The organism is Actinoplanes auranticolor (assembly GCF_018332655.1).
GTDB lineage: Bacteria > Actinomycetota > Actinomycetes > Mycobacteriales > Micromonosporaceae > Actinoplanes > Actinoplanes auranticolor.
This window is the reverse complement of sequence record NZ_BOQL01000003.1, coordinates 1-12,174: the sequence shown is the minus strand read 5'-3', so window position 1 is coordinate 12,174 and position 12,174 is coordinate 1. Positions and strand designations below refer to the sequence as shown.

10 protein-coding genes are annotated in these 12,174 nt (G+C 71.3%); 8 read left to right on the top strand and 2 right to left on the bottom strand.

Features of this window, described 5'->3' with window-relative positions:
• The first annotated feature begins 49 nt into the window (after nucleotides 1-49).
• The 3 genes from Aau02nite_RS01105 to Aau02nite_RS01095 are packed head-to-tail and all read left to right on the top strand — an operon-like array spanning nucleotide 50 to nucleotide 2,721.
• Complete coding sequence (locus Aau02nite_RS01105) at nucleotides 50-763, top strand: cytidine deaminase (RefSeq protein ID WP_212986384.1); 714 nt, start codon at nucleotides 50-52, stop codon at nucleotides 761-763.
• Complete coding sequence (locus Aau02nite_RS01100; protein WP_212986383.1) at nucleotides 760-2,037, top strand: thymidine phosphorylase; 1,278 nt, start codon at nucleotides 760-762, stop codon at nucleotides 2,035-2,037. The genes Aau02nite_RS01105 and Aau02nite_RS01100 overlap by 4 nt, the downstream gene beginning before the upstream one ends.
• A 6-nt stretch (nucleotides 2,038-2,043) precedes the next feature.
• A complete protein-coding gene (locus tag Aau02nite_RS01095; protein WP_212986382.1) occupies nucleotides 2,044-2,721 on the top strand; it encodes a DUF4272 domain-containing protein in 678 nt (225 codons plus the stop codon).
• A gap of 6 nt (nucleotides 2,722-2,727) precedes the next feature.
• On the opposite strand, the gene Aau02nite_RS01090 is transcribed toward Aau02nite_RS01095, so the two are convergent.
• A complete protein-coding gene (locus tag Aau02nite_RS01090) occupies nucleotides 2,728-3,537 on the bottom strand; it encodes a putative RNA methyltransferase (RefSeq protein ID WP_212986381.1) in 810 nt (269 codons plus the stop codon).
• A 26-nt stretch (nucleotides 3,538-3,563) separates the two neighbouring features.
• On the opposite strand from Aau02nite_RS01090, the gene Aau02nite_RS01085 reads away from it, so the two are divergent.
• From Aau02nite_RS01085 to Aau02nite_RS01065, 5 genes are all read left to right on the top strand, one after another.
• The gene (locus Aau02nite_RS01085) at nucleotides 3,564-4,631 is read left to right on the top strand and encodes an adenosine deaminase (protein WP_212986380.1); all 1,068 of its coding nucleotides are present in this window, start codon (nucleotides 3,564-3,566) and stop codon (nucleotides 4,629-4,631) included.
• Between the two features lie 447 nt (nucleotides 4,632-5,078).
• Nucleotides 5,079-8,753, top strand: coding sequence for a sensor histidine kinase (locus Aau02nite_RS01080; protein ID WP_212986379.1), 3,675 nt, complete (start codon nucleotides 5,079-5,081; stop codon nucleotides 8,751-8,753).
• Entirely contained in the window at nucleotides 8,750-9,154 is a 405-nt protein-coding gene (locus tag Aau02nite_RS01075) for a roadblock/LC7 domain-containing protein (RefSeq protein WP_014447580.1), read from the top strand. Before Aau02nite_RS01080 ends, Aau02nite_RS01075 begins: the two co-directional genes overlap by 4 nt.
• A 92-nt stretch (nucleotides 9,155-9,246) precedes the next feature.
• Entirely contained in the window at nucleotides 9,247-9,621 is a 375-nt protein-coding gene (locus Aau02nite_RS01070) for a DUF742 domain-containing protein (RefSeq protein ID WP_184998576.1), read from the top strand.
• Between the two features lies 1 nt (nucleotide 9,622).
• Nucleotides 9,623-10,204 carry a GTP-binding protein gene (locus Aau02nite_RS01065; protein WP_212986501.1) on the top strand — a complete coding sequence of 194 codons (582 nt, stop codon included), beginning with the start codon at nucleotides 9,623-9,625 and terminating at the stop codon, nucleotides 10,202-10,204.
• A gap of 937 nt (nucleotides 10,205-11,141) precedes the next feature.
• On the opposite strand, the gene Aau02nite_RS01060 is transcribed toward Aau02nite_RS01065, so the two are convergent.
• Nucleotides 11,142-12,011: a DUF1963 domain-containing protein gene (locus tag Aau02nite_RS01060; protein WP_212986378.1), complete on the bottom strand. Its 870-nt coding sequence runs from the start codon at nucleotides 12,009-12,011 to the stop codon at nucleotides 11,142-11,144.
• Nucleotides 12,012-12,174: the final 163 nt, after the last annotated feature.

Sequence of the window (12,174 nt, the reverse complement as noted above, 5' to 3'; positions counted from 1 at the left end):
TCAGGGGAGCCGCGACCGGCCGGAACGGTGGTGGGGCAGAATCGGCGGCATGGAGATCGACTGGGGCTCGCTGCGGGCCGCCGCCATTGAGGCCATGCGCCGCGCCTACGCCCCGTACTCCGACTTCCCGGTCGGCGTGGCCGGGCTGGTCGACGACGGGCGCGTCGTGGTCGGCTGCAACGTGGAGAACGCCTCGTACGGCGTCGGCCTCTGCGCCGAGTGCGGCCTGGTCAGCTCGCTGCACGCCACCGGCGGCGGCCGGCTGGTCGCGGTCTCGTGCGTGGACGCCAACGGCCTACCGCTGATGCCCTGCGGGCGCTGCCGCCAGCTGCTCTACGAGCACGGCGGCGCCGAGTGCCTGGTGGAGGCACTGCCCCGGCCGTTGCGCATGGCCGAGCTGCTGCCGAACGCGTTCGGGCCCGACGACATCGAGAAGGTCACCGGGCCGTCCGCGGTGCCGGCGGTGCCCGCCCAGCTCGCCAAGTGGCGTGGCCGCGGGACGGTGTTCGTGCACCCGGACCTGTCCGGCGGTGAGCAGGTGTGGACCGGTTACTGGGAACGGTCGGCCGGCAGCCCCGGCGAGGCCGAGGCGGAGAAGGGCGTCCTCGAGGAGGGGCCCAACTTCCCGACGGCCGCTGCCGCGGTGACGTGGGGGCTCACCCGTACCCCCAGGGTCGTGGTCGTCGACGCCGAGGGCGGCCTGTCCTGGGCCGGCGAGGGTGAACCGCCGGAAGGCATCGGAACCAAGTGGGAGCAATCATGAGCGAGTTCGCCGCGGTCGACGTCATCCGGACCAAGCGGGACGGCGGGGTGCTCTCCGACGCCGCGATCGACTGGGTCGTGGACGCGTACACCCGGGGTGCCGTCGCCGATGAGCAGATGTCCGCGCTCGCCATGGCCATCCTGCTGCGCGGGATGACCCCCGGGGAGATCGCCCGCTGGACCGCGGCGATGATCGCCAGCGGCGAGCGCCTCGACCTGTCGGCCGTCTCCCGGCCGACCGTGGACAAGCACTCCACCGGCGGTGTCGGCGACAAGATCACGTTGCCGCTCACCCCGCTGGTCGCCGCCTGCGGCGCCGCCGTGCCGCAGCTGTCCGGGCGCGGACTCGGGCACACCGGCGGCACCCTCGACAAGCTCGAGTCCGTCCCGGGCTGGCGGGCCACCCTGAGCAACGACGAGTTCGTCCGCCAGCTCCAGGACGTCGGTGCGGTCATCTGCGCCGCCGGCGACGGGCTCGCCCCGGCCGACCGCAAGCTGTACGCCCTGCGCGACGTCACCGGCACGGTCGAGGCCATTCCGCTGATCGCCAGCTCGATCATGAGCAAGAAGATCGCCGAGGGCACCGGTGCACTGGTGCTCGACGTCAAGGTCGGCACGGGCGCCTTCATGAAGGACGTCGGCACGGCCCGCGAGCTGGCCCGCACCATGGTCGAGCTGGGCAAGGCCCACGGCGTACGGACGGTCGCCCTGCTCACCGACATGAACACCCCGCTCGGCCTGGCCGTCGGCAACGCCGTCGAGGTCGAGGAGTCGCTGGAGGTGCTGGCCGGTGGCGGCCCCGCCGACGTGGTGGAGCTGACCCTGGCGCTGGCCCGGGAGATGCTCGCCGCGGCCGGGCTGGACACCGATCCGGCGGAGGTCCTGCGGTCCGGCGCGGCGATGGATTCCTGGCGGGCGATGATCCGGGCCCAGGGTGGTGACCCGGACGCCGCGCTGCCCACCGCCCGCGAGACCGAGGTGCTGCGGGCGGAGACCGACGGCGTGGTGGCCGGCATCGACGCCATGGACGTGGGCCTGGCGGCCTGGCGGCTCGGCGCGGGACGGGCCCGCAAGGAGGACCCGGTCAGCTTCGGCGCCGGCATCATGCTCAAGGTGCGCCCGGGTGACACCGTGCGGGCCGGCGACGTGCTGCTCGAACTGCGTACCGATGAGGCCGGCCGGATCCCGGCGGCGCTGGCCACCGCCGCGACCGCGGTCCGGATCGCGCCGACCGCGACCACCCCCGCACCGCTGCTGATCGACCGCATAGCCTGATCGGTCATGAAGGCCGCCCCCGATCCCCGAGCGGTGCGCGACGCCAGCCTGGACGAGCTGCACCGGCTCGGCCTGCCGCTGCCGCCACCGGCGTTCCCGCTGGTCTGGGAGCCGGGAGACGGCGTGCAGCTGCGCGAGACAGCCGAGATCGAGGCGCGGGCCGCAGTCCTGCACGTGGTGGTGGCCCGCTGCTTCGGCATGCCCACCGAGGCGGCGATGAGCTGGTTGCTCAGCTCCCACCTCGTGGACTTCGTCACACCGCCCGAGTGGCAGTTCGTGGCCGGCGGCAAGGGCGACCACCGGTCCTTCGTGCTGCACCACGACGCGGTGTTCGCGCTGGCCTGGCTGCTCGGGCTGAGCCGGCACCTCGACCCCACGGAGCCGCCCGAGGACCGGATGATGCAGCAGATGCCGGACCTGCCGGGCGGGGAGCTGTTCGACCGCTGGCGGTCACGGTCGCTGGTCGCACCGCGGGACCCCATCGAGGCGGCGGTGCTGCTGGACCTCTACTACTGCCTGGACTGGGCGTTCCAGGAGGCGGAGAAGGCCGGTGTGCCGGCGCCGGGGGAGATGGACAGCAATGCCATCGGGCAGCGCCGGTGGGCGCTCGAGTGGGGGGTGGTGTTCGTGGGGCCGTACCACGAGGAACCGCCGGAATGGGAAGAGATCGATCTGTCGGTGTAGCAGCGGCTACACCGGGCGGTAGACGGTCAGGGTCACGGCCGCGGTGACGGTCTGCTCCGCCGCCTTGATCTTGTCCAGGGGGACGTGGCGGGCGCTGGGGGTCATGCCGATCAGGGTCCGGGTCCTCGCCGCCGTCAGGTGCAGGGTGCGGCGGTGGGTGGTGGCGCTCTCGGCGCGCCACGACGGGCCCAGGGTCTCGGCCACGCGGTCGGCCTTGGCCGGGTCCACCCGGAGCAGGCCGTGGGTGGCCACGAGTTCCCGCAGGTGGTCCTGGGCCGGGGTCACGACCAGCAGCATGCCGCCGGGGCGCAGGACGCGGTGGAACTCCGGGCCGTTGCGCGGGGCGAAGACGTTCAGCAGGACCGAGACCGACGCGTCGGCCAGGGGCAGGGGCCGCCAGAGATCGGCCAGAGCCGCGCCGGCCCGGGGGTGGACGCGGGCCGCGCGGCGCAGGGCCGGTTTCGACACGTCGACGCCGAGACCCGGGGCGGCCGGCAGGGCGTCGAGGACTCGGGACAGGTAGTCGCCGGTGCCCGTACCCGCGTCGAGGACCAGGCCGTCGTCCGCGCGTGCCGTCCCGGACAGCGCCTGCGCGATGAAGTCGTAGTGGCCTTCCGCCAGGAAGGCCGCCCGGTCCGCGATCATCTCGGCCGAGTCGCCCGGATGGAGTGACCGGCCCGCCGTCAGGTTCACGTAACCCTGCCGCGCGATGTCGAAGCTGTGCCCCTGGCGGCAGCGCAGTGCCTGGTCACCGGACCGGGCCAGCCCTTCGCCGCACACCGGGCAGCGCAGGTACGGCAATGCTCCGTCGATCATCCGCTGCTTCCCTCTAGCATCTGTTGATGGTCGCCATCACCCACGCCGACATCGTCAACGCCCCGAAGGCCCTGCTGCACGACCACCTCGACGGTGGATTGCGGCCCGCCACGATCGTGGAGCTCGCCGCCGGGATCGGGCACGACCTGCCCGAGACCGACCCGGCCCGGCTGGGGGACTGGTTCGTCGCCGCGGCCGACTCCGGATCGCTGGAACGCTACCTGGAGACCTTCGCGCACACCGTCGCGGTGATGCAGACCGAGGAGGGCCTGCACCGGGTCGCCCGCGAGTGCGCGCTCGACCTCGCCGCCGACGGCGTCGTCTACGCCGAGATCCGGTACGCGCCCGAGCAGCACCTGGAGCGCGGGCTGAGCCTGGACGCGGTCGTGGACGCGGTGCACTCCGGATTCCGCGACGGTTGCGCCGAGGCGGCCGCCCAGGGGCAGCGGATCCGGATCGGCACGCTGCTGACCGCGATGCGGCACGCCGCCCGGTCGCAGGAGATCGCCGAGCTCGCTGTGCGTTACCGGGACACCGGGGTGGTCGGCTTCGACATCGCCGGCGCGGAGGCGGGCTTCCCGCCCACCCGGCACCTGGACGCGTTCGAGTATCTGCAGCGGGAGAACTTCCACTTCACCATCCACGCCGGCGAGGCCTTCGGGCTGCCGTCGATCTGGCAGGCGATCCAGTGGTGCGGCGCCGACCGGCTGGGCCACGGCGTGCGGATCGTGGACGACATCACCGGGTCGAGCCTGGGCCGGCTGGCCTCGTACGTGCGCGACAAGCGGATCCCGCTGGAGCTGTGCCCGTCCTCCAACGTGCAGACCGGGGCGGCGCCCTCGATCGCCGAGCACCCCATCGGTCTGCTGCACGACCTGCGGTTCCGGGTCACGGTCAACACCGACAACCGGCTGATGAGCGGTACGTCGATGTCGCGGGAGATGGCGCTGCTGGCCGAGGCCTTCGGCTGGGGCTGGAGTGAGCTGCAGTGGTTCACGATCAACGCGATGAAGTCGGCGTTCATCCCGTACGACGAGCGGCTGGCCATCATCAACGACGTGATCAAGCCGGCGTACGCGAAGTTACTGACCTAAAGTCCGCTTTTAAGCGGCATTGGCGACACGTCCGTACTTTCGTCTCACGAAACTGGCGATTCGGTCAGCCGCCTCATCCTTTCGGACAGAGTGCTGTCTCAAACACTGCACAATCCGGCATCTTGCCTTGCCGTCGGCTCCCGTGCGAGCAATCGTCTGTGCTGCCGCGATCGAAGCTGGATCGGGTCCGATCGGTGTGTGCGGGAACCCCGTGGCACCGCCCGGAGCGAGTGACTCAAAGAGAAGCGCCCTTATACGAGCAGTGATGGCCGACCGGCGATGTCCAACTCTTCGGACGCAACATCGCATCACACAAACGGTCCGGGTCAGGCTGCTCTTTCTCTTTGACACTCGTCGTGATGGAATCTCGGGGGCCCGACCCGGTGAGTCGGCCGTGTGCGGTGCCCGGTGATCCGATGGCCGGGTCCGAATCAGGAGGACGGTGACGTGAGCAAGCGCCCCAAGACGGCGAACGCTGTCATGTCGCGTCTCGGACGGTCGTCCGGCCGGCTACGCGATCTGCCGATCTGGTCGAAGCTCGGGCTCATCATGCTCGTGCCCACCCTGGCGACGGTCGTCGTCGGCACCAGCGGCCTGATCGACCACATCAACGAGGCCAGTGACGCCGAGCGCGCCCGCACTCTGTCGGTGCTGTCGCAGGCCGCCGGTGGCCTCGTCGACCACCTGCAGAACGAGCGCGCCTACGGCGTGATGATCGCGACCACCAAGAAGAACACCCCCGAGCGCGCCGCCGCCGACGAGGCCTACAAGAACGAGCACCCGAAGGTGGACGCGGCCAAGCTGCCGTACTCCCAGCAGAAGGCCGCGCTCGACGACGTCCCCGAGCCGGTCCAGATCCTGCTCAAGCGGCTGGACAGCAACCTGCTCGAGCTGCCCGCGACCCGCAGCCGGACCGCCAACGGCGACTACGAGACGCCGGAGCTGCGGGAGAACTACGACAAGCTGATCAACGACCTGCTCAACGTCCGCGACGCCTCCGCGCAGCTCGCCCAGGACACCAACCTCAGCACCAAGCTGCGCGTCGTCGCCGCGGTCGCCCGCGGCAAGGACTACATCGCGCAGCAGCGTGCCGTCGGACTCGACGTCATCGGCGAGGGGGACTTCACGCCCGGCCTGCGGCGGGAGTTCCTGGTCACCGATGCCGGGTTCAAGATCTCCGACGACACTCTGCGTCAGGTCGCCTCCACCGAGGATGAGGCGCTCTTCGACCGGGTCGTCAGCGGCCCGGCCGAGCGCAGCGCCACCAACCTGACCATCCCGCTGCTGGCGCTGGCCCCGAACAACTCCAAGTCGATCCCGTTCAACCGCGCTCAGTGGGAAACGGCGATGACCGGCTACAACGACCTGTTCCGCAACGTGGAGAACCGCCTCGACGCCCAGGTGGTGGAGCAGGCCACCAAGATCCGCGACGACGTGCAGACCCAGGTCTTCGTCGAGACCAGCGTCCTGCTCGGCCTGTTGCTGCTGGCCATCGTCTTCGCCTGGCTGGTCGCCCGGTCGATGGCCCGCTCGCTGCGCGAGCTGCGCCAGGGTGCTCTCAACGTCGCCCAGTTCGGCCTGCCCCAGGCGGTCGAGCGGCTGCGTGATCCCGCGCTGACCGGCTCGCTGACCCCGGCCCAGGTGGCCGACCAGGTCGCGGAGCCGCTGCCGGTGCGCAGCCGGGACGAGTTCGGGCAGGTGACCGAGGCGTTCAACGCGGTCCACCTGGAAGCCGTCCGCACCGCCGCCGAGCAGGCTGCCCTGCGGTCCTCCGTCTCGACGATGTTCGTCAACCTGGCCCGACGCTCGCAGATCCTGGTCGACCGGCTGATCGGCCACCTCGACCGGCTCGAGCGCGGCGAGGAGGACCCGGACCGGCTGGCCGAGCTCTTCCAGCTCGACCACCTCGCCACCCGGATGCGCCGTAACGACGAGAACCTCCTGGTCCTCGCCGGTGCCGACTCGACCCGTGTGCAGCGCGAGCCGGCGGCTCTGATCGACGTGCTCCGCGCCGCCCAGTCCGAGGTCGAGCACTACACCCGCATCGAGTTCGGCATGATCGACCGCGACATCGAGGTGTCCGCGCACGCGGTCAACGACATGGTCCACCTGGTCGCCGAGCTCTTCGACAACGCGACCGCGTTCTCCCCGCCGAACTCGCACGTCATCGTCGAGGCCCGGCGCCTCGGCGACGGTGCGGTGCTCTCGGTCGAGGACCGCGGCATCGGCATCAGCCGCGAGCAGCTGCGGGACCTCAACGAGCGGCTCGCCCAGCCGCCGATGGTGGACGTGGCCGTGTCCCGGATGATGGGCCTGGTCGTGGTCGCCCGCCTGGCCAACAGGCACGGCGTCAAGGTCGAGCTGCGCCCGGCCGACACCGAGCGGGGCACGGTCGCCGACGTCGGCCTGCCGGCCAGCGTCATGGTCTCCGCTTCGGCCGTGGCCCGGCTGCAGCCCGGCGCCAACCCGTACGACCAGCCGTCGCGGAACGCGTTCACCGAGCCGCCGCTGGCCCTGGAGAGCAGCTCCAACGGCCGCGGTGGCTACCCCACCGGCCGTCCGTACGACCCCAACCCGCCGATGCCCGCCGGTGGCATGCTCGGCGCCGGTGGCAACGGCAACGGCAACCGTTCGGTGCCGGCCTGGTCGGACCTGACCGGTGCCCCCTCGAACGGCTTCGAGCCGGCCGGCAACAGCAACGGCTTCGGTGGCCCGAGCAACGGTTTCGGCGGTCCCAGCAACGGGTTCGGCGGCGCCAACGGCTCCAACGGGGCCAACGGCTTCCACGGCCCGCGCAGCAACGAGCCGATCCCGCCGCTGCCGCAGTCGCCGGCCGGTCCGCAGGGCTTCAGCGGCCCCGACGGGCTGCCGCAGCGCCGCAACGGTGAGGCGTACCGGCCCGAGGACACGGGCTCGTACGGCCACACCATCCCGCGCCAGCTGCCGGCCAACCCGGAGTCGCAGAGCCGCAGCTCGTTCGTGCCGCCGGTGTCGGCGCCCCCGGTCCCGCCGGTCTCCGCGCCGCCGGTGCCGTCCGCTCCGCCGTACGGTGGCCGTCCGGTGTCCGCACCGCCGGTGTCGTCGGCCCCGCCGGCCCAGCCCGCCTCCGCACCGCCGTACCAGGGTCAGCAGCCCGGCCAGAACCGGCCGAACTCGGTGCCGCCCGCGCCGCAGTCGGCCGCTCCGGCCCCGCCCGCCTGGCCGCCGGTCGCGGACCGCGAGGCAGGCAGCAACGCCCCGCACGTCCCGGAGCGGCTCGCCGCCGCCCTGGACATGACGGCGGAGCTGCCCCGGTACCGCTCCGACCGCGGCGCGTCGGGCTCGCAGCCCCAGGTTGCCCGTCCGACCAACCCGCAGAACGCCACCCCGCAGTCCGAGGCCGAGCGGTCCGCCGCGGCCGCCGCGGCCGCCCACGAGGCAGCGACCGCACAGGCAGCCGCCGCCCAGGCGACCGCCGCCGCGCAGATCGCCGCCGCCCAGGCCGCCGCACGCCAGCGGGCGGCCGGGGACTCGCCGACGCAGTTCGCCGACGAGACGATGGAGCTGCCGATCTTCCGCGAGCTCGAGTCGGCCTGGTTCACCACGGCCCGGCCCAGCGAGCCCGCGAAGCAGACCCCCGCGGCCACCCCGGCATCGCCGTCGAGCGACGACGACGCCGACTCGGTGGTCACGACCCAGCGCTTCTCCACCGGCGAACCGGCGCGCTCGGTCGGGGTGCCGCAGCAGGCCTCTCCGGAGTCCCGCAACGGCGACCGTGAGCCGGCTCCGGTCGGCGCGGTCGCGGCGAACGGCAGCAACTCACTGAACGGCGCCGCCTCGAGCCCGTGGCAGACCGCCGCGGACGACGGCTGGCAGGCGGCCCGTAAGGCGGCCGAAATGCCGGTCGACACCACGACTACGGCAGGTCTGCCGCGCCGCACGCCGATGGCACAGCTCGTGCCGGGTGGCGTCGACCGGGCCGAGACCTCCGTACAACGCCGCACACCCGAGGCGGTTCGCGGGCTACTGTCCGCTTACCATCGCGGAGTGCAGCGGGGTCGCACGAAGGAAAATTCGACCAACCCGGAGGAGACTCCGGGAGGGCAGCAGTCCTCGCAGGCTGGCAAGGAGCATGAAGCATGACAAGTACGCAGGATCTGGGTTGGCTGCTCGCCAACTTTGCCGACCGCGTTCCCGGGGTGGCGCACGCGATCGCGGTCTCCGCCGACGGTCTGCTTCTCGCGGCCTCCAGGGACCTTCCGCGTGACCGTGCCGACCAGCTGGCGGCCATCGCCTCCGGCCTGGTCAGCCTCACTCAGGGCGCCGCGAGGTGCTTCGAGGGTGGTGCGGTGCTGCAGACGGTCGTCGAGATGGACAACGGGTTCCTCTTCCTGATGTCGATCTCCGACGGTTCGTCGTTCGCCGTGCTCGCAGCCCGCAGCTGCGACGTCGGTCAGGTGGGCTACGAGATGGCGCTCCTGGTCGACCGGGTCGGCGAGGCGCTCACGCCCGCGCCGCGTTCCGCGGCCGGAGTTCTCGGCTGAACGGATGGTTCGCCGGCTCCGTCCGGCATCTGTCCAAAAGCGTGACGACAAGAGACACTTCTATGGGCCAAGGGATGGGGTGAGCGGTGACGATGCCCGAACGCGATGAGCCGACCGGAGCACTGGTCAGACCGTACGCCGTGACCCGTGGCCGGACCCGGCCGAAGCTGGAAATCGCGCTGGAAGCGCTCGTCGAGACCACCGTGCGTGGCCGTTCCACCGGAGCGGGCAGGGGCGGGAGCGAACACCAGTACATCGCGGCGATGTGCGACGGCGGCAGAGTGCAGTCGCTGGCCGAGATCGCTGCACGCATGCAACTGCCGCTCGGGGTGGCTCGAGTGATCGTCGCGGACATGGCCACCGATGGCCTGGTCGCGGTGTACGAGCCGACATCGCTTGATGATGAGTCCGATGCGGTGGGTACGGAACTGCTGGAAAGGGTGCTGAGTGGACTTCGCAGGCTCTGACATGTCGCGCCGGCCGGCCGCCGGGCGTGTGACATCGGCGAAGATTGTCATCGCCGGTGGTTTCGGCGTCGGTAAGACGACGCTGGTGGGGTCGGTCTCTGAGATCACCCCGCTGACCACCGAGGCGATCATGACCTCCGCCGGTGTCGACGACAACCGGCAGGTGCCGGGTAAGACGACGACCACGGTGGCAATGGACTTCGGCCGGATCAGCATCGACCGGGATCTGATCCTCTACCTGTTCGGCACGCCTGGCCAGACGCGGTTCTGGTTCATGTGGGACGAACTGGTCAGGGGAGCCATCGGTGCGGTGGTCATGGTGGACACGCGTCGGCTCGCCGACTGCTTCGCCGCCATCGACTTCTTCGAGCACCGACGGTTGCCGTACCTGGTCGCCATAAACTGCTTCGACGGTATGCAGTACCACAACGCCCAGGACGTTCGCGACGCGCTCGCGATCTCCAGCGACGTGCCCGTGGTGAGCTGCGACGCCCGTAACCGTGAGTCGACGAAGAACGTACTGATCTCGCTGGTCGAGTATGTACTGACTATGCGTCGCTCGCGCGCGGTAGCGCCGGCCTGACAGGCTGCTGAAGGTCCCGCTCTGCCCGGCAGAGCGGGACTTTTGCATGCCCGGAGCCGCTCTCCACGGCTGATCCTCGACCGGGGCCTCCCGCCTCCCACCTCCCCGCGTCGACCTTTCCGTCTCCCCGGGTGTCCGCGTCTCCGCCTTTCCGCGTCTCCGCGTCTCCGCGTCCCGGCGTCTCCGTGTCCCCGCGTCCCGGCGTCTCCGCGTCTCCGCGTCTCCGCGTCCCGGCGTCTCCGTGTCCCCGCGTCCCGGCGTCTCCGTGTCCCCGCGTCTCCGCGTCTCCGTGTCCCCGCGTCCCGGCGTCTCCGCGTCTCCGCGTCCCGGCGTCTCCGCGTCCCGGCGTCCCCGCGTCTCGGTCTCCCGCGTGTCCGTGTCCCCGTGTCTCCGTCTCCCGCGTCTCGGTTCCTCCGCGTTCGTCTTCCCGCGTGTCCGTCTTCCGCGTCTCCGCTTCCTCGCCTTCCCGCCTCCTGCCTCTCCATTTCCCGCCTTTCGCGGAGCTCGAGGGACCGAGAGCGCGAGGCGCGACGGCGCGGGAGCGAGGCGGGCGGGGTGCCAGGCAGGGCGCGAGGCGGCGCTGGGCGGGAGGGAGTGTGGGGAGGGCGAAGCGTGAGGGGTGAGAGTGCGGGCCCCGAGGGCGGGGAGCGAGGCGGGGCGGAGCTGAAGGCGGCGCTGGGCGCGAGAGGGCGTGGGGAGGATGAGGCGTGAGGGGTGAGGGTGCGGGCCGCGAGGAGAGCGGGGCGCGAGGACGCGAGGCGGCGCGGGTTGCGAGGCGGCGCGGGGGGGTGTCCCTATGGTTTCTGTCAAGCGGCGAGGGTGAACCCGCATCCCGCGCTCGGCGAACTGCGCGACTACCTCAGCGCCGGGCGAGTGTATACACGGGGTGAGCAGGTGTGGCTGCCGACGTGGGCCGCTGAGGCGGCGGAGGGTTCGTTCACTCGGTGAACTCGCAGAAGGACAGCGCCTTGTCGAAGCGCCCGGCGGCGAGGTCCTCGTGGCGAATCAGGAAGCGCCCCTTGATGTATTCCTCGTTCGGCACGGAGAACTGGGCGAGCGGCACCCACTCGCGCATCACCCGATGCTCTGCTTCCGCCCAGCGGTAGAGCCGTTCGGGGCCGGGCGGGAGACCTGTCTCGTCATCCTCCACCAACTGCGTCTCGGGGCTGTTCTGCGCCGAGATGGAATACCCGCCGACGAGGAAGTCCTCGCCGATCCAGGTCTTTTCGCCCGGCCAGAGGCGCTGGACGAGAGCGATGAGTTCGGCGCAGTGCGGCATGTCCCGGGTCAGGTGTTTCTGGAAGTCGGATCGCCCGTCCTCGGCCCCGTCGAGCCAGTCCGGCAGGTTCGCCTCCACCCTGGCGAAGAGGTCGTGTTCCGGGCCGAACAGAGGTTCGTCGTCGAACTCGTCGACCGGCGCTTCGGCAGCCACTGTCCCGGCGCCCGCGGGCACATGCACGACCCGGGCGAGCTTCTGCTCGTCGGCAATGGAACAGGACTCGACCGCCGCCGTGGGTGCCAGGAAGAAGAGCAGCGAGCCGGCCTCCGGGAGGGCGAAGCCGGCAATCCTCGGCAGCGCCGCGCAATCGAGGGAGGCCATGAACGCCAGGGGCGCACCCGGCGATACGAACGGCCAGGACATTCCCGCCGGCAGATGAGGCAGCCCGCCGAACTGTCCGGCACGAATGCCGTCAGGCTGCTCGCCTGCGCGGATCCGAAACCGGATGAGGTCGGCGAACCGGGCCGACTCGTCCTCCGGTACCCCCAGTTCGGTCGCTGCCTGCCGGAATTCGTGGTGATAGTCCATGACGGGACATAGTGGCAGACCGATGGCAGATCAGAATCGTGGGCACTAATACTGCTACGGCGGCTCGTAGCTTCCGAGTGTGCTGAGTCGTTGCGGTAGTGGGCGGTTCGGGCGGGCCGGGTCGCCCCGGGGGGTGTCCCTCTGGGTTTCGTCAAGCGGCGAG

Bases quoted from the DNA above. Each gene is read 5' to 3' on its own strand.
- Aau02nite_RS01100 (WP_212986383.1), top strand. From the start codon at position 760: ATGAGCGAGTTCGCCGCGGTCGACGTCATCCGGACCAAGCGGGACGGC.
- Aau02nite_RS01070 (WP_184998576.1), top strand. From the start codon at position 9,247: ATGCCCGAACGCGATGAGCCGACCGGAGCACTGGTCAGACCGTACGCC.
- Aau02nite_RS01065 (WP_212986501.1), top strand. From the start codon at position 9,623: ATGTCGCGCCGGCCGGCCGCCGGGCGTGTGACATCGGCGAAGATTGTC.
- Aau02nite_RS01090 (WP_212986381.1), bottom strand. From the start codon at position 3,537: ATGATCGACGGAGCATTGCCGTACCTGCGCTGCCCGGTGTGCGGCGAA.
- Aau02nite_RS01105 (WP_212986384.1), top strand. From the start codon at position 50: ATGGAGATCGACTGGGGCTCGCTGCGGGCCGCCGCCATTGAGGCCATG.
- Aau02nite_RS01075 (WP_014447580.1), top strand. From the start codon at position 8,750: ATGACAAGTACGCAGGATCTGGGTTGGCTGCTCGCCAACTTTGCCGAC.
- Aau02nite_RS01095 (WP_212986382.1), top strand. From the start codon at position 2,044: ATGAAGGCCGCCCCCGATCCCCGAGCGGTGCGCGACGCCAGCCTGGAC.
- Aau02nite_RS01060 (WP_212986378.1), bottom strand. From the start codon at position 12,011: ATGGACTATCACCACGAATTCCGGCAGGCAGCGACCGAACTGGGGGTA.
- Aau02nite_RS01085 (WP_212986380.1), top strand. From the start codon at position 3,564: ATGGTCGCCATCACCCACGCCGACATCGTCAACGCCCCGAAGGCCCTG.